We start from the raw sequence: 18,566 nt of genomic DNA on the forward strand, positions 1-18,566 counted from the left end.
GCCGCATGGCCACCGGTCGTCAGCCGAGACCTTCGATGACGCGGAAGTCGCGCTCGACGGCGTCGCCGAGGACGGCCAGCGCCTCCTGGTAGGCCGCGCTCTCGCGTGCGGCGACCGCCTCCTCGAAGCTGTCGAACTCGACCAGGACGACGCGCTCGGCGACGCCGGTCTCGTACGGCGCGACCCGCCCGCCACGGGCGAGGGTCCGCCCGCCCGCGGCCCGGACGGCCGTACCGGCGAGCTTGTTGTAGGCGGCAAGCCTCTCGGGGTCCGTGATGGTGCGGTAGACACTGACCCAGTAGCCCTTGGCCACGGTTCCTCCTGTGTTCGGGATCGATGTTCTAGATCGCGACCGGATCGGTCTCGGGTGGGCGCCGGCGGGCGAGGACGAGGCCGGTCATCGTCGTGACCGCCATCGCGGCGACGCCGACCAGCGCCGCGGTGGTGTAGGCGCCGTCGTCCGGGAAGAGGCGGCCGGTGCCGGTGCCGGCCGCCAAGGCCAGACCGCCGATGGCGCTGCCCAGGGAGTACCCGACGCTGCGGACGACGTAGTTGAAGCCCATGGCGCTCGACGTCTCGCTCTTCGGCGTGACGGCCAGGATGACGCCGGGCATGGCGGCCGAGAAGCCGCCGACGCCGAAGCCCAGCACGCCCATGGCCACGAGCAGTTCGGCCAGGTTGGACCGGGCCGCCGCGAACAGGACGAACCCGCCGCCGACGATGGCGGCGCTGCCGGCCAGGAGCAGCGGGCCGTCGACCCGTGCGCGAATCCGAGGGGTGAGCTTGCCCGCGACGAACCCCAGCACGGAGAACGGGATGAGGACCAGCCCCGCCACGAAGGTGCTCAGCCCGAACCCGTAGCCGGCGTCGTGCGGCGTCTGCGCGTAGCGGGTGATGAGCGTGAGCAGGAGGTACATGCCGATCCCGCCGACGAACATGGCGATGTTCGCCCCGGCGACCGCCGGGTGCCGTACCGCCCGGACGTCGATCAGGGGCGTCTCGGTTCGCAGCTCGGAAAGGGTCCAGACGCACAGCAGGAGTACGGCGGAGACGGCAAGGGTCACCGCCAGGGCGAGGTGCCGGCTCCACAGGCTCCGCTCGCCGGCCAGCAGCAGGACGAGGAGCAGCCCGCCCGCCAGGACGAGCGCACCGGCCGTGTTCACGCGGGCGGAGCGGCCTCCGGGAGCCGCGGGCATGGAGCGCCACGCGGTCACGAGGGCGGCAGCGGTGACGAGCAGGCCGAGGCCGTAGGCGGCCCGCGGCCCGCCGGCCTCGGCGAGCAGCGCGGCCAGCGGGTAGCCGACGCCGGCGCCGATGATGGAGACCACCGAGATCAGGGCGATCGCGGACGCGCCGCGCTCCTCGGGAAGGTGGTCGCGGGCCACGCCCATCATCAGCGCCGTGAGACCGAGCCCGGCGCCTTGGGCCGCTCTGCCCGCGAGCAGCCAGCCGAACGGCAGCGGCAGCACGGTGAGCGCGCTCCCGGCCACGACGACCGCCAGCGTGGCGAGGATCGCGGCCCGCCGGTGCGGACCGGCTCCGAGCCGGCCGAGGACGGGTGTGGCGACGGCGCCGCTGAGCAGGGGCATGGTCAGCGTCCACTGCGCGCTGTCGAGGGAGACGTGGAACGCGGTCGCCACGCTGGTGATGAGCGGCGCCCCGAGGCTGGCGACCGCCGCCACGACCAGGGCGATGAACATCAGGGCGGGGACCAGCAGGCGCGCCTCGGCACGCGTCGAGGCGGTGCTCGCGGGCCGGTCATGCGCCCCGGCCGCGGTCACCGGCCCGACTCGTCTCGGGCGGGGGCTTCGAGCTCCGCGAGATGCCGCAGCGCCGGAAGGGCCGCCGCCAAGGCCCCGACCTCGTCAGCGGTGAGTTCGTCGATCAACCGCGCGTACGCGTCGACGCCCGCCCGGCGCCGCGTCCGGACGTACGACGCGCCGGCCTCGGTCAGGCACACCAGCGTGACCCGCCGGTCGGACGGATCGCCCTTCCGCTCGATCAGCCCGGACTCCTCCATCACCCGGACCAGGGCGGTCATCGCGGGCTGGGTGACGCCCTCGGCCGCCGCCAGGTCGGTGATCCGCCGCGGGCCGGTCCTGGCCAGGGTCGCCAGGGTGGCGGCGGACGTCAGGCTCATGTCCCGGGGAAGGCGCCTCACGGCCCTGGTCGCCAGGTCGTAGAGGGCCGACCCGATGTCATCGGAAGCGCCGTGCGCGGCGTCTCGGCGGCTCATGACCAGGAAGCATAGCAGATTTATATTAATTCTTTATGTATCTCCCCGGGACGGCGACACGGGGGGGTGGTGTCGCAGGCGGCGAGGGGTAATGACACACTTACATGAGTTTGTCTCATGGAGGTGTGTCAATGCCCGCGACCGTCCAGCCCCCCGAGAGCGTCACCTGGCGCGTCCATCTCGACCGGTCCATGTGGGTCGGCGGGGTGCGGAGCCTCATGCTCCAGGCGCTCCACCCCATGGCGATGTGGGGCGTCTGGCAGAACTCCACCTTCCGTGAGGACCCGTTCGGGCGGCTCCAGCGGACGTCCGACTTCGTCGGGCTCGGCACGTTCGGCAGCCCCGAGGAGGTCGAGGAGGCCGCCTACCGGGTGCGCGAGATCCACCGGAGCCTGCGCATCCTCAACCACGACACCGGCAGGAAGGAGCGGCTCGACCAGCCCGAGCTGCTGCTGTGGGTGCACTGCGCCGAGGTCTACTCCTACCTGGAGGTGGCGCGGCGCGCCGGGCTCCCGCTGACCGCCGCGATGGCCGACCGGTACCTGGACGAGCAGCGCGCGTCGGCGGCGCTCGTCGGGCTGCACGCCGAGGACGTCCCCGGCAGCGTCGCCGAGATGGAGGCGTTCTTCGCCGAGATGCGGCCGCGGCTGCGGGTCACCGAGGAGGCGGCGGAGACCGTCCGGTTCCTGATGTGGCCGACGATGCCGGAGAACCTGAAGTTCCTCGCGCCGGGCAAGCCGGGCTACTTCCCGTTCGGCGCGCTCTGCTACTACTCGCTGCCGGACTGGGCCCGCGAGATGTACGGGGCGCTGCCCGAGGTGCCGCAGCCGGCGGTGACGGCGGCGCTCAGGTCGTTCCGGCTCGCGATGAACTCCGTGCCGGAGAAGGTGCACGACTACGCGTTCGCGAAGAACACCCGCGACATGCTCGAACGGTCCCGGCAGCGGCTCGCGGCCGAGGGCTACGACGTGAGCAAGGGCCTGTTCGGGCTCCGCGACCCGCGCCGCTGGCCGAGCCGGCGGCAGCTCGCGCCGGCCTAGGCGACGTCGACCGGGAGCGCCGCCCACGGCTCCTTGCGCGGGGCGGCCTCCCGGCCCTCGGGGCAGTGCCGGGCGAAGTCGCACCACGAGCACAGGTTGCCCGGACGCGGCGGGAACAGCTCGTCGTGGGGCGCGTGCTCGCCCGGCCGCGGCTTCGGGACGCGGCTCCGGTACGCCTCGTCGGCCGCGGCGGCCTCGGCGGCGATCTGCTCGGCCCGGCGCATGTGCCGGGCGAGCGACTCGTCGGTGTGCTCCCACACCGCGACCTCGCCGGACGGCAGGTGGTGCAGCTCGACGCGGCGGCACGGGCGGCGCAGGACGCGGGACGCCGCCACCGCGTAGATCGCCAGGGCGAGGGAGCCGCGGGCGTCGTCGGCGGTGAGCACGTGCCGGCCCGTCTTGTAGTCGACGACGACCAGCTCGGAGCCGCGCGCGTCGAGCCGGTCGATGCGGCCCGAGACGGCGATCCGGTCGGTACGGGTCGCGACCGTGCGCTCCACCCCGACCGGCTCGTCGGCCGGGTCGATGCCGGCGACGTACCGCTCGGTCATCTCGCGGGCCCGCTCGCGCCACTGCGCCGACTGCTCCTCGTCGCGGAAGCCGTCGGTCAGCCACCCCCTGACGAGCAGCGTCCCGGCGGCCTCGGGCGTGCGCTCACCGAGGGGCAGCCGCCACCATCCGGCCAGCGCGTTGTGCACGCTCGCGCCGACGCTGTTGTGCGCCCACGGCGGGCCCTTCGGCGGCATCGGACGGTCCAGGTAGGTCATCCGGTACCGGCGGGGGCAGTCCAGCCAGGTGTTCAACCGCGACGGCGTGCACGTGTACAGCCGCTGGGGCATCCCGTCGAAGCCCAGCTGCTCCATGCCCGGCCGCTCAGTCGTCGGACTCGTTGGCGAGCGAGCCCCAGGTCTCCCAGCGGGCGTCCTCGTCGCCGACGGTGGTCTCCTCGCCCTGCGCGGGGAGCACCTTCAGCTCCTTCGGCAGCGGGGTCAGCAGCGCGCCGATCGAGTTGAGCTGCTTGCGCAGGTCCTCGTAGACGCCGCCGACCGAGCCGGGCCGGCCGCGGTGCAGGGTGTCGCCGGAGAACAGCACGCCGAGCTGCTCGCTGATCACGCACACGCTGCCGGGGGTGTGGCCCGGGGTGTGCACGACCTCCAGCTGGGCGTCGCCGATCTCGAAGACGCCGCCGTCCTCCAGCCAGATGTCGGGCTCGAGGGCGCGCAGCGCCTTGGCGTCGTCCTCGTCGTCCTCCTCCTTGGCGAGGCGGCCGAAGTAGTCGCGCCACAGCAGCCGGTCGGCGCGGTGCATGGCGATCGGGGCCCAGTCGTCCTCGTCCTCCTCCCCGGCGGCGGCGACCTCGAGCACCACGCTGAGGCGGTGCTCGTTGCCGTCGGTCAGGATGACGGCCATGACCTCGCGGTCGCCGACCTCCTTGAGGATGGCCTCGGCGTCGTTCGCCGGGTCGATCACGATGACCTCTTCGTCGTCGCCGACGATGTAGGTGTTGTTATCGACGTCGTACTCGGTGTCGTCCAGGGTGAGCTTCCCCGACGTCACCACCTGTTCGATGCGCGCGTCCACGCCACGCACCCTACCGCGCTTCGCCGCCGCGTTCCGGCACGGCGGGATCACCGCCGGAAGCGGCGGCGGCGAGCCGCTCGAACGCCTCCGGGGCGGTCGTCTCCGCGCCGAGCCGGTCGCCGGTCAGCGCGCCGTGGTCGTCGCTGGAGCCGGTCGCGGCGAGGCCCAGCGCGGCGGCGAGGGCGCGCAGGGCGGCGCGGTCCTCCGGGGCGTGGTCGGGGTGGTCGGTCTCGACGCCGGCGAGCCCGGCGCCGGCGAGGCGCTCGATCACCTCGTCCTCGAAGACGTAGCCGCGGCGGCGGGCGCGCGGGTGCGCCAGCACGCACACTCCCCCGGCGGCGCGGACGAGCCGGATCGCGCGCTCCGGGTCCAGGGCGTAGCGCTCGGCGTAGGCGCGGCCGCCCTGTGCGATCCACTCCTCGGTGAACGCCTCGTCGGCCGTCCTGACCGCGCCGGCCTGGACCATGGCCCGCGCGATGTGCGGGCGCCCGACCGCCTCGCCGTGCGCGAGCGCCCGGACCATCCCCCAGGTGACGTCCACGCCGAGCTCGCGGAGCCGGTCGACCATGGCCTGCGCCCTGGCCACCCGGTCGTCGCAGATCCGGGCCAGCTCGGCGGCGAGCGGCGGGTGCTCCGGGTCGAACAGGTAGCCGAGCAGGTGCATGCTGCGGCCGCCCTCCTGGCAGGACAGCTCGATGCCGGGGACGACCGTCAGGCCCTCCGGCGCGGCGGCCGCCGCCTCGTCCCACCCGGCGACGGTGTCGTGGTCGGTCAGCGCGACGACGTCCAGCTCCCGCTCCGCCGCCCGGCGGACGACCTCGGCGGGCGGCCGGGTGCCGTCGGACACGTCGCTGTGGCAGTGCAGGTCGATGCGCATCAGCGGCCCGCCCGCGTCTTTCGTCAAGCCCGCGTCATTCGTCGAGCCGGGGGCTGTAGGCGCCGTAGGGGAGGTCGATCTCCATCCCGGGCTCGCGCAGGTCGAGGAGGTTCTGGCTCTCCAGCATCAGGACGCCCGCGTCGGCGGGCCACAGCACCGCCCACAGCCAGTTCCCCATCGCCTCGCCGACGTAGACGGCCCGGTCGGGCCGGTCGCCGACCGCCCACATGGGCACCGACCGCCCGCACGTCGCGGCGGGGCCGCTGACGTCGAGCTTCACGTGCGGCGGGCCGCCGTTGAACCCCTCGCCGGGGTCGGAGCCCTCCAGCCCGGCGTAGTGGGCGCCGAGCCCGATGCCGGGCTCCTCGGCGATCAGCAGCATGTCGGCGGGGCCGCGCAGCAGGCCGGGCCCGGACACGGCGACGGCCGTCGCCCGCGCGCCGGAGCGGTCGTCGCCGACCGTGGCGAATCCGGTGACGAGCCAGGCGGGCGGGAGGGGCCAGGGCGTCCAGACCGGGACCCGCGCGTCGCTCAGCACGGCGGCGAGCCCCTCGGGGCCGGGGCGCTTGGACGGCTGCCGCGGCAGCACGGCACCGTGCACACCGCAATTCCAGTCGCTCGACCAGAGGCCCGGCGCGCTCAGCGGACCCGAGCAGCGCGGGCACATGGGCTCCGCCCTCATGGATACCCACACTGCGCGGCCGTGTCCCGCCCCGTCAAGTCGGCGCAGGTCGCCGCCGGGAAAAGGGGGGACAAAATGGAGCCATGAGAACACGGTGCGTGGGCGGGATCGTGCGCGACGGCGACGGGCGGCTGCTGCTGGTGCGGCGCGGGCGCCCGCCCGGGGCGGGCCTGTGGTCCATTCCGGGCGGCCGGGTCGAGCCCGGCGAGGACGATCCGGCGGCCGTCGCGCGCGAACTGCGGGAGGAGACCGGCCTGGACGTCGCCGTGGGCGCCCTCGCCGGGACGGTCGAGCGCCCCGGGCCCGAGGGCGTCGTCTACGAGATCCACGACTACGCGGCCACCGTCACCGGCGGGACGCTCCGCGCGGGCGACGACGCCGACGACGTGGCCTGGGTGCGTCCGGACGACCTCGCCGATCTGCCGGTCACGCCGGGGCTGCTCGACGCGCTGGCCGAGTGGGGCGTCCTCTGAAGCAGGCTTGTGATGCGGGCGCTGAGGCGGGCTGTGAGGCGGGCCGCTACGGCACCGGCAGCGGCTCGGGCTCCGGCGTGGTCGGGACCTCGTCGCCCGCTGTGCGCCGCTGTATCCGCATGCGCCGCGCCAGCAGCACCACCACCGCGGCGTAGAGCACCATGGGGATGACGTCCGCCAGGACCACCTGCCAGGGCACGGAGCCCTGCTCCATGTCGAGCTTGCCGACGGCCGCCGGGAGCAGGAACGCCATCAGGTTGTTGAACACGTGCAGGGCGATGCCGCACTCCAACCCGCCCGTCCGCACGGTCAGCCACGCCGCGATGGCGCCGAACAGGAAGATGTCGAGGATGCCCCAGCTCGTATAGCCGTGCCCGGCCGTGAACAGCGCCGATCCCAGCACGATGCCGGGCCAGGGGGTGCGGAAGACCGCGCTGAACACCTGCCCGATACGGCTCCTGGCGTTCTCCAGCGTGCACGCCCCCACGGCCTGGAGCAGCCAGCCGCGGAACACGTACTCCTCCGCCGCCGCCTGGAACGGCACCAGCAGGACGATCAGGATCGCCGGGAGCAGGAACTCGCCCCAGCCCACCCAGTGCTCGTCACCGCCGGACTGGTCGTCCATCATGATCGCCGCCACGATCGACGTCCCGTAGGACACGACGCAGAACGCGATCGCCAGGCCGCAGCACACCAGCATCCATCGCCACCGCAGCCGCCCCGCGACCGACGACACGGTGCCTGGCCGCCGCCGCTGGACCAGCCACGCCGCCCCGAACACCACGGGCAGGAACAGGGCGAGCGCCGCCAGGTTGAACGCGACGTCGGCGGTGCTGTTGCCGAAGATCGAGTCGCCCTCGGCCGCGGCGGGGTCGGGGGCGTCCCCGGTGGCCGCCAGCTGGACGACCATCCCGGCGATCATCAGCCCGAGCATGCCCGCCATCCCGACCACGAGGATCGAGATGGCGCCCACCAGCGGGCGCCACCACCGGTGCGCCTCGTTCCGGGCCGCCTGGTGGTACGGCCTGTCCGGCGGCAGGGCCACCGTCCAGGACCGCTTGGTCGGCGGCATGCCGTACGCGGGCCCGTAGTACGCGCCGGGCCCGTAAGCGCCGTACGCGCCGTACTGAGGGGCCGGGTACTGGCCGGTTCCGTACGCCTGGCCCCAGCCGTCCGGCTGTGCCTGTCCCCAGCCGTCCGGCTGCACCTGTCCCCAGCCGTCGGGCTGTGCGGGCGCCCCGGGCCAGTAGGGCATGCCCGGCGCGTAGCCCTGGCCGTTTCCGGCCGCGTACGGCTGCTGCGCCCGCGGCGGGACGGGCGGCTCCGGTGAGGCGGGAGCGACGGGGTCGGGATCGGGGGCGGGAGGGGCGGGGTCCGGGGGCGCCCACCCGTTGGTCTCCCCAGGTTCTGACAACGCTCGACCCCTCCCCGTTGACCTTCGCGTACGTGGGACGAATCGTACGGGGCCTCAGTTCCCGGCGGGGTCGAAGCGCTTCGTCCTGGCCAGCCCGGCCGCGCGGCCCTTGGCGGCGATGACGAGCGCCATCTTCCGGGACGCCTCGTCGATCATCTCGTCGCCGAGCCGGGCGGCGCCCCGGCCCTCCCGCAGCGCGTGGTCGTAGGCGTCGAGGATCAGCTCGGCGCGGTCGTAGTCGTCCTGCGTCGGGGAGAAGACCTCGTTGCCGGTCTCGATCTGGGACGGGTGCAGCACCCACTTGCCGTCGAAGCCGAGCGCCGCCGAGCGCCGCGCGACCCGCGTGAACGCCTCCACGTCGCGGACGTTGAAGTACGGCCCGTCGATGGCCTGGAGGTCGTGGGCGCGGGCGGCGATCAGGATCCGCATGAGGATGTGGTGGTAGGCGTCGCCCTCGGTGTAGCCGGGCGGCTGCTCCCCCACGACGAGCGTCTTCATGTTGAGGGACGCCATGAGGTCGCCGGGCCCGAGGACGAGCGTCTCCAGCCGCGGCGAGGACGCGGCGATCGCGTCGATGTGCGTCAGGCCGCGGGCGTCCTCGATCTGCGCCTCGATGCCGATGCCGCCCTCCGGCAGGCCCGTCGCCCGCTCGATCTGGGTGAGCAGCCGGTCGAGCCACTGGACGTGCGTCGCGTCCGACACCTTCGGCAGCATGATCGCGTCCAGGTGGGAGCCGGCGCCCTCGACGACCTCGATCACGTCCCGGTAGGCCCACGGGGTGTCGAGGTCGTTGACGCGCACCACCCGGGTCTTGCCGGACCAGTCGCCCTCGGCGAGCGCGGCGACGACGGTCGAGCGGGCGCCCTCCTTCGCGGACGGCGCGACGGCGTCCTCCAGATCGAGGAAGATCTCGTCGGCGGGCAGGCCCTGCGCCTTCTCGATGAAGCGGGGGTTGCTGCCCGGGACGGCGAGCGTGGTACGTCGTGAGCGCATGGCCGGGATGCTATCCAGCGGGTGTGAGACCCTTCCGGCATGGGTCTGAACAGGGCGCTGGTGGAGGAGGCGGCCAAGAAGTCCGGGCTGCTGTGGCTGGACCTGCCCGGCCTGCCGCAGCCGCGGGCCGCCTGGCACGTGTGGCACGACGGCTCCGCCTACGTGCTGACCGGCGGGGAGGGCGAGCAGCCGCTGCCGGGCCTGCCGGAGGCCGACCGGGTCACGGTCGTCCTGCGCAGCAAGGACAAGGGCGGCCGGCTGGTCTCCTTCACCGCGGACGCCGAGGTCGTCGAGCCCGGCACCGAGCTGTGGGACGCCGTGACGCCGGTCCTCGCCAAGGAGCGCCTGAACGCCCGCACGCACGAGGGCCAGGTGGAGACGTGGGCGGCCGAGTCGTGGATCGTCCGGCTGACCCCGGTGGAGGAGGTCGAGACGGCCTCGGACGGGTACGCGGCCGTCCGGCCGGTGCCGACCCCGGCGACGACCGCCGGGACGCCGCCGCGCATGTTCGGCGGCAAGCGCCGGCGCGCCGACCGCTAGCCCGCCGGGGCGCCCCGGCCCGGCGGCGCGGTCGAGCTCACATCGGCAGGCGGCGGCCCTCCGCGAGGGCGCGCAGCTTGTCGGGGTTGGCGACCAGGTGGATGGCCTTGATCCGGCCGTCGCCGCCGACGGCGGCGGTGAACGCGCTGATCGGACCGGACGGCCCGGACACCACGATGGCGGGCTCGCCGTTGAGGTCGACCCGCTCGAACCGCATGTCCTCCGGCTCGATGCCCTGGTAGCTATGCCCGGTGACGCCGGCGAAGAAGCGGCCCACCTTGTCGGCGCCCAGGATCACCCGGCGCGGTGCGCGGACCTTGCCGCCGCCGTCCGACCACAGCGCGACGTCGGGGGCGAGGGCCTCCATGAACCGGTTGATGTCGCCGCCGACCACCGCGTCGAAGAACCGCTCGGTCACGGCGCGCCGGTCGGCGCCGCGGGCCTCGAAGCGCGGCCGCCGGGCCTCCACGTGCTTGCGGGCGCGGGTGCCGAGCTGCCGCACGGACGCCTCCGACCGGTCCAGCGCCCGCGCGATCTCCGCGTACGGGTAGCCGAAGACCTCCTTGAGGACGAAGACGGCCCGTTCCAGGGGGCTCAGCGTCTCCAGCACGACCAGCATCGCCATCGACACCGACTCGGCCATCTCGGCGTCCTCGGCGACGTCCGGGGACGTCAGCATCGGCTCCGGCAGCCACGGCCCGACGTAGGTCTCGCGGCGGGCCTGCGCGGAGCGGAGCCGGTCCAGCGCCACGTTGGTGGTGATCCGGACGAGGTACGCCTTCGGGTCGGCCACGCCGGACCGGTCCGCCGCGGACCAGCGCAGCCAGGCGTCCTGCACGGCGTCCTCGGCGTCCGCGGCCGTGCCGAGCATCCGGTACGCCACCGCGAACAGCAGGTTGCGGTGCTCCTCGAAGGCGTCGTTCATCATCGGCAACTCTTTCACGCCCGTGACGACGGGGCGAGTGCCCGGGATGTGACACTCCTCGCCGGAAGCGTCCGGTGTGCGTGCCGGGTCCGGATCGACCGGGGGATCATGGGTAGTGTCCTGCCCATGAGCGCAGCTCCGACGCGGGTGTTCATCGCCCGGCTCGCGGGCATCGCGGTGTTCGACCCCGCCGGGGACCAGGTCGGACGGGTCCGCGATGTGGTCGTCGCGCTGCGCCTGGCGCCGCGGCCGCCGCGGGTCCTCGGGCTGGTGGTGGAGGTCGCGCCGCGGCGGCCGGTGTTCCTGCCGGTCACCCGGGTGACGATGATCGAGGCGGACGCGATCATCTTCGACGGGCGGCTGAACGTGCGCCGCTTCCAGAAGCGCGAGTCGGAGACGCTCGTCATCGCCGAGATGCTGGACCGCACCGTCCGGTTCCGCGACTCCGGCGAGCCGGTCTCCGTGGCGGACGTGGCGATGGAGCCCACCCGCACCCGCGACTGGCTGGTCACCAAGGTCGCCGTCGTCCGCCGCACCGGCCGCGGCCTGCGCAAGCGCGGGGAGAGCCTGGTCGTCGACTGGGACGCCGTGGAGGGGTTCTCCGCGGTCGAGTACGGCCAGGGCGCCGCCGGGCTGATCGCCGCGTTCGAGCGGATGAAGCCCGCCGACCTCGCCGGCATCGTGCACGAGCTGACGCCGAAGCGGCGCGCGGAGGTCGCGGTCGCGCTGGCCGACGAGCGGCTCGCCGACGTCCTGGAGGAGCTGCCCGAGGACGACCAGGTCGAGATCCTGGGCACGCTCGGCGTGGAGCGGGCCGCGGACGTGCTGGAGGCGATGGGGCCCGACGACGCGGCGGACCTGCTCGGCGAGCTGCCCGCCGAGCAGCGCGAGCGGCTGCTGGCCCTGATGGAGCCGCAGGACGCGGCGCCGGTGCGGCGGCTGCTCACCTACCCCGACGAGTCGGCCGGCGGGCTGATGACCAGCGACCCGGTGATCGTCGCACCGGGCGCGACGGTCGCCGAGGCGCTCGCGCTGATCCGCCGCCCCGACCTGAACCCGGCGCTGGCCGCGCAGGTGTACGTGTGCCGGGCGCCGACCGCGACGCCGACCGGCCAGTACCTCGGCACCGTGCACTTCCAGAAGCTGCTGCGCGAACCGCCGCCGACGCTGGTCAGCGGCATCGTGGACACCGAGCTGGACCCGCTGCGGCCCACCATGACGCTGGAGGCCGTCGCGGCGTTCCTGGCCACCTACAACCTCGTCGCCGGCGCCGTCGTGGACGAGGACGGCCACCTGCTCGGCGCGGTGACGATCGACGATGTCCTCGACCATCTGCTGCCCGACGACTGGCGGGAGCGGGCCGCGATGGACGCCGCCGCCGAGGGCGCCGCGGATCCCGAGGAAGAGGCTCTCCGGGGGACCACATGATGACGACACGGCCGATGACCGGGCGCCTGGACCAGCCGCGGGAGGTCCGCCGCACCCTGCTGCCGCGGATCCACTACGACCCCGAGTCGTTCGGGCGGCTGTCGGAGCGGATCGCGCGGTTCCTCGGGACCGCCCGGTTCATCGTCTACATGACGGTCTTCGTCACCGTGTGGATCGTCTGGAACCTGCTCGCGCCGGCCGCGCTGAAGTTCGACCCGTACCCGTTCATCTTCCTGACGCTGATGCTGTCGCTGCAGGCGTCCTACGCGGCGCCGCTGATCCTGCTCGCGCAGAACCGGCAGGACGACCGGGACCGCGTCCAGTACGAGCAGGACCGGGCCCGCGGCGACCGCGCCATCGCCGACACCGAGTACCTGACGCGGGAGATCGCCGGGCTGCGGGTCGCGCTGAACGAGGTCGTCACCCGGGACTTCCTGCGCTCGGAGCTCCAGCAGATGCTGAAGGAGATGGACGCCGGGGAGAACGTCCGCTAGCCGCTCAGGCGGGAACGGGCTCGTCGGCGAGCTTGCCGAGGATGTGCTCCAGGGTGCGCAGGTCGGGCTCGTCCAGCCGGCTGAGCAGGTAGTCGCGGACGCCCTGCCGGTAGGTGGGGGTGGCCTCGGCGAGCCGGTCCCGGCCGGCGGCGGTGAGGACGGCGAACAGGCCGCGGGCGTCGTCGGCGCAGGACTGCCGCGCCACCAGCCCGTCGCGCTGCATCCGGTCGACCAGCCGGGTCAGGCCGCTGCGCGACAGCAGGACCCGGTCGGCGAGGTCGTTCATCCGCAGCCGCCCGTCCGGCGCCTCGCCGAGGTGCATCAGCACGTCGTAGGCGGCGAGGGCGAGGCCGTGGCGGGCCAGCAGGTCGGCCTGGAGGCGGCGGGAGATCCGCGCCTGGGCCCGCAGCATGGTCCGCCAGACGGCCGGCTCGGCGGCCGGGAGGGTACCGGTGGTCACCGCACCGATGTTACGGCTGGCGGGGCCCGCACGCGATGGAGACGCACCCGGTGTGTGAGGACGGACACCCTGATTAACGGATCGGGCCCCCGGGTTCATACCATGGACGCATGGCCTCCCAGTTGACGACCGAGCGGGTGACCGAGGCTCTCGCCACGGTGAACGATCCTGAGATCCACAAGCCCATCACCGAGCTCGACATGGTCAAGAGCGTCGACATCGAGGCGGACGGCACCGTCCGCGTCGGCGTCTACCTGACCGTGGCCGGATGTCCGATGAGGGACACCATCAGCAAGCGCGTCACGGAGGCCGTCTCCCGTCTCGACGGGGTCACCTCGGTCCAGGTCGAGCTGGACGTGATGAGCGAGGAGCAGCGCAAGGCGCTGCAGACCAAGCTGCGCGGCGGGCAGCCCGCCAAGGAGATCCCCTTCGCCAAGCCGAACTCGCTGACCAAGGTGTACGCGGTCGCGAGCGGCAAGGGCGGCGTCGGCAAGTCGTCGGTGACGGTGAACCTCGCCGCCGCGCTGGCCGCGCAGGGCCGCAAGGTCGGGGTGGTGGACGCCGACATCTACGGCCACTCGGTGCCGCGGATGCTGGGCGTGGACACCCCGCCCACCAAGGTCGAAGACATGATCATGCCGCCGTCCGCGCACGACGTGAAGGTGATCTCGGTCGGCATGTTCACCGCCGGGAACCAGCCGGTCGTGTGGCGCGGGCCGATGCTGCACCGCGCGCTCCAGCAGTTCCTCGCGGACGTCTACTGGGGCGACCTCGACATCCTGCTGATGGACCTGCCGCCCGGCACCGGCGACATCGCGATCTCCGTCGCGCAGTTGCTGCCGTCCGCGGAGATCCTCGTCGTCACCACCCCGCAGCAGGCCGCCGCCGAGGTGGCCGAGCGGGCCGGCGCGATCGCCGCGCAGACGCACCAGCAGGTCGTCGGCGTGATCGAGAACATGTCCTACCTGGCGTGCCCGCACTGCGGCGAGCAGCAGCACATCTTCGGCGAGGGCGGCGGCCAGACGGTCGCGGACGCCCTGACCCAGACCCTCGGGACCCGCGTCCCGCTGCTCGGCCAGGTGCAGATCGACCCGCGCCTGCGCGAGGGCGGCGACAACGGCACCCCGCTCGTCCTGTCCGACCCGGACGCGGGCGCCGCCAAGGAGCTGCGCACGATCGCCGACAAGCTCGCCGGCCGCAGCCGCGGCCTCGCCGGCATGTCCCTGGGCATCAGCCCCAAGGGCAGGTAGGCCCGGGAGCTCGCCCCTGGATCACTAGCATGAGAAGGCCCCACCGGACGTCCGGTGGGGCCTTCTCATGCGTTCGCTCAGGTCGCTTCCGAGTCGAATGGCGGACGCTCGCCCGCCGGGAGGGGGCCGGCCGGCTTGGACGGGAGCGGGGTGTCGTCGAACAGGCCCGTGCCGTTGGCGGTCGGGGTCGTGGTGTCCTCGTCCTCGAACAGGTGCTTGCGGACGAACGTCTTCGGGTTCAGGTCGTTGATGTCGAAGTCCTTGAACTCCGGCCCGAGCCCCTCCTGCAGGTCGGCCTTGGCGCTGTCGGCCATCTGCCGGAACTGCCGCAGCATGCGGCCCGCCTGCCCGGCGACCTGCGGCAGCTTGTCCCCGAAGATGACCAGGGCGAGGACGACGAGCACCGCCATCTCACCGAGTCCGACGTCGAACAACCCGTCCTCCACAACCGTCAGGGGCCGGTCCGCCCGGACCGGCCCCATCAGCGTATCCCGAGACCGGACGAAGCGGACCTCCGCCTCAGCCGGCCGACGCGCCGCTAGTCGGCGCCGAGGGTCACCTGCGCGGTGGCCTCCTTGCCGCCGCGCTCGTAGGTGACGGTGATCCGGTCGCCGGGGGCCCGGCTGCGGATCTGCGCGATCAGGTCGGTGGCGTCCTCGATCGGGCGGCCGTCGACCTTGGTGATGACGTCGCCGGGCTTGAGGCCCGCCTTGTCGGCCGGGCCGCCCTTGATGACCGGGTCCTGTCCGTTGACCTGCTGGGTCAGGATCCGGGCGCCGCCGTCCTGGTAGCGCGGGTCGGGGAAGACGCCGAGCTTGGCCTGCCGGACGGTGCCGCTGCGGATGATCTCCTCGGCGATCCGCTTGCCCTGGTTGATCGGGATCGCGAAGCCGAGGCCGATGCTGCCGCTCTGCTCCCCGCCGAGCGACTGGCCGCCGACCGTCGCGATGGCGGTGTTGATGCCGATCACGCGGCCCTTCGCGTCCACCAGCGGGCCGCCCGAGTTGCCGGGGTTGATCGCCGCGTCGGTCTGGATGGCGTTCAGGTAGGACGCGTCGCCGCCGCCCTCGCCCTGGGTGGGCACGGCCCGGTTCAGCGAGCTGACGATGCCGGTGGTGACCGAGCCCTGCAGGCCGAGCGGCGAGCCGATCGCGATCACCGGGTCGCCGACGGCGATCTTGCTGGAGTCGCCGAGCGGCAGCGGCGGCAGCGAGTGCCGACCCTCCGGCTTGATCACCGCGACGTCCGAGCCCGGGTCGGCGCCCTTGACGGTCGCGGGCAGCGTCTTCTTGTCGTTGAACACGACCTGGATCTGCCCGCCGCCCGCGCCGGAGACGACGTGGTTGTTGGTGACGACGTAGCCGCCGTTGACGATGAAGCCGGTGCCGCCGACCTCGCCCTGCGCGGACCGCACCCGGATCATCACGACGCTCGGCAGCACCCGCTGCGCGACGCCGGCGACGGAGTCCGGCGGGCGGGCCTGGACCTTGCCGTCGCTGCTGCTGCTGCCGCCGAGGCTCACCGCGCCGTCGTCGTCGTTGGTGGCGATGACGCCGATCCCGGCGCCGAGCGCGCCCGCCACGAGCGCGACGATCAGCGCGACGACGGCGAGCAGCCCGAGGCCCGGGCCGCCGCGCGCGGACGGCGGCATCGCGGGCACGGGCGCCCAGTTGGGGCCGGTGCCGCCGGGCGGCATCCCATAGCCCGACATCGGGCGGGGGCCGGGCCCGCCGGGCGGCGGGCCCATCGGCGCGGGCGGCGGCGCGAGCGGCGGCCTCCCGTCCGCGGGCGGCGGGCCCTGGTGGGACTGCTGCGGCCAGCCGCCGTAGGGGCCGCCCTGCGCGGCGTGCGGGTCCTGGTTGTGCGGGACGAACCCGGGCCGCGGCCGGTCGTCCTCCACGGGGGCCTTGTCGAGCGCGACGGGCGGCGGGGGCTGCGGCATGTCCCGCGGCGGGACGTCCTGCAGCGGCACCTCCTGCGGCGCCATGCCGGCACCGCCGCGGGAGAGCACGTCCTCGTTGGTGTCCGCCGGGGCGCCGAGCGAGTCGGGCGGCGCGAACCCCCCGGCCACCAGCCGGTCGCCCTCGGTGCCGGGCTCGCGGGGCTCCGGGTCGTCGGCCGGCTCGGCGTCGTCCGCCGGCGGCTCCAGGGGGATCTCCCGGTCGGTCACCGTCTCGGGAGGAGCCGCCGCCTCCCGCCGCTCAGGCTCCCGGGCGGAGGCGACCTCGTCGTCCTCCGCCGCCGCCCTGACCGGCCCGCGGTTGTCTTCCGTCATCCCCATCTCTCCTACCGAGCATGGTCCTCGTCATCCGTGCTCATGCTGCCCCGAAAGGCATGTGGCGAGCATAAGACCTATCAGTAACGCGCTCATCCCGGGTCAGTCGAACGGATTCGCCGCCGACACCAGGCGCCTGGTGCCCCTGGACAGCCGCTTCCAGAGCGTGTCGGGGCCGCCGCGCGGCATGTTGACCGCGACGGCGTCGGCCGTGCTCTGCGGCGCGTCGGTGAGGACGGTGAAGACGTACCCCTTCCCGGCGGACACGGCCCAGCGCCGCAGCGATTCGCGACGGTACACGGTCCGGCCGCGGCGGACGGTCTTCTGCCAGCCCGACATCCCCGCCTCGTCCAGCGCGCCGCGCTGCACGAACACCGAGACGGCGGCGAGGCCGTCGGAGTAGCTGAGGTGGACGGAGCCGCCGTCCTTCTCGCGGCGCACGTCGAAGAGCGTGAGGCGGCCGGGCAGGTCGCTGGGGACGGGCCAGCCGCGGTCGCGCAGCCAGGCGATCCCGGTGGCGTCGAGGCGCTCGCCCCACGCGCCGTCGGCGTCTGCGGCGTCGTCCGCGCTCGATCCGGGGAAGCGCAGCAGCCCGCCGCGGGGCGTCACCCGCACGGGCGGCTCCGGCGGCGGCGTCGTGAAGCTGATCTCGGTGAACCCGGTGACGACCACCGGGCGCCCGGTCGCGTCGATCAGCTCGCGGTGCAGCATCAGCCCGGTCTCGCGGTCGAGCCAGAAGCGCCCGGCCGGGCTGCCGTCCGGGCGGCGGGCCTCGACGACGCGGGCCCGGCGGCCGCAGACCACGCCGTCGGCCGCGCGCACCACCGAGTAGTTGCGGGTGAGCAGCGCGAGGGTCTCCGGGGTGAAGCCGGTGCTGGCACCGGCGGCGGACTCGGGCCGGTGGCCGGTCCCGCCGCCGTCCGCGGACCGGTACCGGATGCCCTCGCCGGGCCGGTGCGCGACGGTGGCGCGGGACGTGGCGGACCGGCTGCGGCTCCACGTGGTGAGGAAGCGGCTGCCCTCGTAGGGGACGCGCTGCGCGGCGTCGGCGGCGGCGCGCAGCAGCCCCACGGCGCCGGGGTCGCTGCGGACGCGGCGCGCGGCGGCCGGGTCGCCCGTCAGCAGCACCGCGAGGGCGAGCGCCCCCGCGAGGCCGCCGGCCAGGGCGGCGCAGCGCCTGCCCCGCCCCGTGCCGCCCCCCGTGCGGGTCGCGGCCGGCGCGGTCACGGCCCCGGGGAGACCTGGACCTGGTAGACCGGGTCGGTGAGCGGGTCGGTCATCGGCGCGTCGCCGGAGGTCAGCGCGTGCTCGACGGCGAACCGGTCGAACGCGGGCGTGACGGAGGGCTGGTCCTGCTCGCCTCCGGCGACGTAGGAGGCGGTGCCCAGGCCGAGGAAGAGCGTGGCGGCGCCGACGACCAGGTAGCGGCGCCGCGGGTGGACCTGGACGGCGGCGGCGCGGCCGGGCGGGCGGGTGTCGCGCGGGCGCCCCGCGGGGGATGTCCGCGACGGGCGGGCGGGTGAGCGCAGCGGCCGGGCGGGACGCGCGGGCGGCGCCTGCGCGGCGGGCCGCTCCGGCGGCGCGGGCGCCTCGGGCGGCGGGGCCTGCGCTGGACCGGCGGGCGCGGGCGGCCCGGCGGACGCCGGCATGGCGCGCAGCCGGTTCAGGAAGTCGGGGGTCGGCAGGGCGTCGGCGCCGTCCGCCGCGGGGCCGGCGGACAGGCCGCGCAGCCGCCGCTTGACCTTGCGCAGCTCGGCGACCTCGTCCCGGCACTGGGCGCATCCCGCGAGGTGGGACAGGACGCGGTCGCGCTCCTCATGCCCCAGCTCCTCGTCGACCAGAGCGGTCAGACGCTCCCCCAGACAACTCACGCCGCCTCCGTCGATTCCGTTCGATCA

Annotated in this window: 21 protein-coding genes; 6 read left to right on the top strand and 15 right to left on the bottom strand. The window is 74.2% G+C overall.

All coding sequences use genetic code 11. The features are described from left to right. Positions 1-19: 19 nt before the first annotated feature. Genes CHF16_RS08445 through CHF16_RS08455 form a run of 3 tightly spaced genes read right to left on the bottom strand, consistent with a single transcriptional unit; the run spans position 20 to position 2,236 of the window. Positions 20-313: a DUF1330 domain-containing protein gene (locus CHF16_RS08445; protein ID WP_089325376.1), complete on the bottom strand. Its 294-nt coding sequence runs from the start codon at positions 311-313 to the stop codon at positions 20-22. Between the two features lie 28 nt (positions 314-341). Further along, entirely contained in the window at positions 342-1,781 is a 1,440-nt protein-coding gene (locus CHF16_RS08450; protein WP_218826591.1) for an MFS transporter, read from the bottom strand. Continuing rightward, on the bottom strand, positions 1,778-2,236 hold the full coding sequence (locus tag CHF16_RS08455; protein WP_245868291.1) for a MarR family winged helix-turn-helix transcriptional regulator: 459 nt from the start codon (positions 2,234-2,236) through the stop codon (positions 1,778-1,780). The genes CHF16_RS08450 and CHF16_RS08455 overlap by 4 nt, the downstream gene beginning before the upstream one ends. 131 nt (positions 2,237-2,367) lie before the next feature. Between CHF16_RS08455 and CHF16_RS08460 the strand changes: the two genes are divergently transcribed. Further along, entirely contained in the window at positions 2,368-3,276 is a 909-nt protein-coding gene (locus tag CHF16_RS08460) for an oxygenase MpaB family protein (RefSeq protein ID WP_089325377.1), read from the top strand. On the opposite strand, the gene CHF16_RS08465 is transcribed toward CHF16_RS08460, so the two are convergent. Genes CHF16_RS08465 through CHF16_RS08480 form a run of 4 tightly spaced genes read right to left on the bottom strand, consistent with a single transcriptional unit; the run spans position 3,273 to position 6,416 of the window. Then, entirely contained in the window at positions 3,273-4,139 is an 867-nt protein-coding gene (locus CHF16_RS08465; protein WP_089325378.1) for a RecB family exonuclease, read from the bottom strand. The two genes, CHF16_RS08460 and CHF16_RS08465, sit on opposite strands and share 4 nt — an antisense overlap. A 10-nt stretch (positions 4,140-4,149) precedes the next feature. Then, positions 4,150-4,857, bottom strand: coding sequence for an MBL fold metallo-hydrolase (locus tag CHF16_RS08470; protein ID WP_089325581.1), 708 nt, complete (start codon positions 4,855-4,857; stop codon positions 4,150-4,152). Between the two features lie 10 nt (positions 4,858-4,867). Beyond that, a complete protein-coding gene (locus CHF16_RS08475; RefSeq protein WP_089325379.1) occupies positions 4,868-5,734 on the bottom strand; it encodes a PHP domain-containing protein in 867 nt (288 codons plus the stop codon). 34 nt (positions 5,735-5,768) lie between these two features. Continuing rightward, positions 5,769-6,416 (bottom strand): DUF6758 family protein, encoded by a 648-nt coding sequence (locus tag CHF16_RS08480; protein ID WP_089325380.1) that lies wholly within the window; start codon positions 6,414-6,416, stop codon positions 5,769-5,771. 83 nt (positions 6,417-6,499) lie between these two features. Here CHF16_RS08480 and CHF16_RS08485 point away from each other — a divergent pair, with 83 nt between their 5' ends. Beyond that, on the top strand, positions 6,500-6,889 hold the full coding sequence (locus tag CHF16_RS08485; protein WP_089325381.1) for an NUDIX hydrolase: 390 nt from the start codon (positions 6,500-6,502) through the stop codon (positions 6,887-6,889). A gap of 46 nt (positions 6,890-6,935) precedes the next feature. On the opposite strand, the gene CHF16_RS08490 is transcribed toward CHF16_RS08485, so the two are convergent. Together CHF16_RS08490 and CHF16_RS08495 are read right to left on the bottom strand one after the other, a co-directional pair. Continuing rightward, positions 6,936-8,303, bottom strand: a complete 1,368-nt coding sequence (locus CHF16_RS08490; RefSeq protein WP_143227915.1) for a CPBP family intramembrane glutamic endopeptidase — start codon at positions 8,301-8,303, stop codon at positions 6,936-6,938. 54 nt (positions 8,304-8,357) lie between these two features. Continuing rightward, positions 8,358-9,296 (bottom strand): HpcH/HpaI aldolase/citrate lyase family protein, encoded by a 939-nt coding sequence (locus CHF16_RS08495; protein ID WP_179271441.1) that lies wholly within the window; start codon positions 9,294-9,296, stop codon positions 8,358-8,360. A gap of 39 nt (positions 9,297-9,335) precedes the next feature. Here CHF16_RS08495 and CHF16_RS08500 point away from each other — a divergent pair, with 39 nt between their 5' ends. Beyond that, positions 9,336-9,836 carry a hypothetical protein gene (locus CHF16_RS08500; protein ID WP_089325583.1) on the top strand — a complete coding sequence of 167 codons (501 nt, stop codon included), beginning with the start codon at positions 9,336-9,338 and terminating at the stop codon, positions 9,834-9,836. Between the two features lie 37 nt (positions 9,837-9,873). Here the strand turns inward: CHF16_RS08500 and CHF16_RS08505 are convergent, their stop codons facing one another. Next, positions 9,874-10,764, bottom strand: coding sequence for an RNA polymerase sigma-70 factor (locus CHF16_RS08505; protein WP_089325383.1), 891 nt, complete (start codon positions 10,762-10,764; stop codon positions 9,874-9,876). 123 nt (positions 10,765-10,887) lie between these two features. Here CHF16_RS08505 and CHF16_RS08510 point away from each other — a divergent pair, with 123 nt between their 5' ends. Beyond that, a complete protein-coding gene (locus tag CHF16_RS08510; RefSeq protein ID WP_089325384.1) occupies positions 10,888-12,189 on the top strand; it encodes a magnesium transporter MgtE N-terminal domain-containing protein in 1,302 nt (433 codons plus the stop codon). After that, positions 12,189-12,683 (top strand): DUF1003 domain-containing protein, encoded by a 495-nt coding sequence (locus CHF16_RS08515; protein ID WP_089325385.1) that lies wholly within the window; start codon positions 12,189-12,191, stop codon positions 12,681-12,683. The genes CHF16_RS08510 and CHF16_RS08515 overlap by 1 nt, the downstream gene beginning before the upstream one ends. A gap of 4 nt (positions 12,684-12,687) precedes the next feature. On the opposite strand, the gene CHF16_RS08520 is transcribed toward CHF16_RS08515, so the two are convergent. Continuing rightward, entirely contained in the window at positions 12,688-13,143 is a 456-nt protein-coding gene (locus CHF16_RS08520; RefSeq protein WP_245868292.1) for a MarR family winged helix-turn-helix transcriptional regulator, read from the bottom strand. A 110-nt stretch (positions 13,144-13,253) separates the two neighbouring features. Between CHF16_RS08520 and CHF16_RS08525 the strand changes: the two genes are divergently transcribed. Next, positions 13,254-14,393, top strand: a complete 1,140-nt coding sequence (locus CHF16_RS08525) for an Mrp/NBP35 family ATP-binding protein (protein ID WP_089325387.1) — start codon at positions 13,254-13,256, stop codon at positions 14,391-14,393. Positions 14,394-14,470: 77 nt separating this feature from the next. Here CHF16_RS08525 and CHF16_RS08530 read toward each other — a convergent pair whose 3' ends face one another. The 4 genes from CHF16_RS08530 to CHF16_RS41815 all read right to left on the bottom strand — a co-directional run bounded on the left by CHF16_RS08530 (position 14,471) and on the right by CHF16_RS41815 (position 18,539). Next, positions 14,471-14,827, bottom strand: coding sequence for a sec-independent translocase (locus CHF16_RS08530; RefSeq protein WP_089325584.1), 357 nt, complete (start codon positions 14,825-14,827; stop codon positions 14,471-14,473). Positions 14,828-14,931: 104 nt separating this feature from the next. Next, a complete protein-coding gene (locus CHF16_RS08535; protein ID WP_089325388.1) occupies positions 14,932-16,668 on the bottom strand; it encodes a trypsin-like peptidase domain-containing protein in 1,737 nt (578 codons plus the stop codon). Positions 16,669-16,770: 102 nt separating this feature from the next. Beyond that, positions 16,771-17,895: a sigma-E factor regulatory protein RseB domain-containing protein gene (locus CHF16_RS08540; protein WP_089325389.1), complete on the bottom strand. Its 1,125-nt coding sequence runs from the start codon at positions 17,893-17,895 to the stop codon at positions 16,771-16,773. After that, the gene (locus CHF16_RS41815) at positions 17,892-18,539 is read right to left on the bottom strand and encodes an anti-sigma factor family protein (protein WP_089325390.1); all 648 of its coding nucleotides are present in this window, start codon (positions 18,537-18,539) and stop codon (positions 17,892-17,894) included. Before CHF16_RS41815 ends, CHF16_RS08540 begins: the two co-directional genes overlap by 4 nt. Positions 18,540-18,566: the final 27 nt, after the last annotated feature.

The sequence above is a fragment of the Actinomadura meyerae genome, assembly GCF_900188445.1.
Taxonomy (GTDB): Bacteria; Actinomycetota; Actinomycetes; order Streptosporangiales; family Streptosporangiaceae; genus Spirillospora; species Spirillospora meyerae.

Coding starts and splice junctions, on each gene's coding strand:
- CHF16_RS08455 (WP_245868291.1), bottom strand. CDS start 2,236: ATGAGCCGCCGAGACGCCGCGCACGGCGCTTCCGATGACATCGGGTCG.
- CHF16_RS08460 (WP_089325377.1), top strand. CDS start 2,368: ATGCCCGCGACCGTCCAGCCCCCCGAGAGCGTCACCTGGCGCGTCCAT.
- CHF16_RS08465 (WP_089325378.1), bottom strand. CDS start 4,139: ATGGAGCAGCTGGGCTTCGACGGGATGCCCCAGCGGCTGTACACGTGC.
- CHF16_RS08475 (WP_089325379.1), bottom strand. CDS start 5,734: ATGCGCATCGACCTGCACTGCCACAGCGACGTGTCCGACGGCACCCGG.
- CHF16_RS08480 (WP_089325380.1), bottom strand. CDS start 6,416: ATGAGGGCGGAGCCCATGTGCCCGCGCTGCTCGGGTCCGCTGAGCGCG.
- CHF16_RS08485 (WP_089325381.1), top strand. CDS start 6,500: ATGAGAACACGGTGCGTGGGCGGGATCGTGCGCGACGGCGACGGGCGG.
- CHF16_RS08495 (WP_179271441.1), bottom strand. CDS start 9,296: ATGCGCTCACGACGTACCACGCTCGCCGTCCCGGGCAGCAACCCCCGC.
- CHF16_RS08500 (WP_089325583.1), top strand. CDS start 9,336: ATGGGTCTGAACAGGGCGCTGGTGGAGGAGGCGGCCAAGAAGTCCGGG.
- CHF16_RS08505 (WP_089325383.1), bottom strand. CDS start 10,764: ATGATGAACGACGCCTTCGAGGAGCACCGCAACCTGCTGTTCGCGGTG.
- CHF16_RS08510 (WP_089325384.1), top strand. CDS start 10,888: ATGAGCGCAGCTCCGACGCGGGTGTTCATCGCCCGGCTCGCGGGCATC.
- CHF16_RS08515 (WP_089325385.1), top strand. CDS start 12,189: ATGACGACACGGCCGATGACCGGGCGCCTGGACCAGCCGCGGGAGGTC.
- CHF16_RS08525 (WP_089325387.1), top strand. CDS start 13,254: ATGGCCTCCCAGTTGACGACCGAGCGGGTGACCGAGGCTCTCGCCACG.
- CHF16_RS08535 (WP_089325388.1), bottom strand. CDS start 16,668: ATGACGGAAGACAACCGCGGGCCGGTCAGGGCGGCGGCGGAGGACGAC.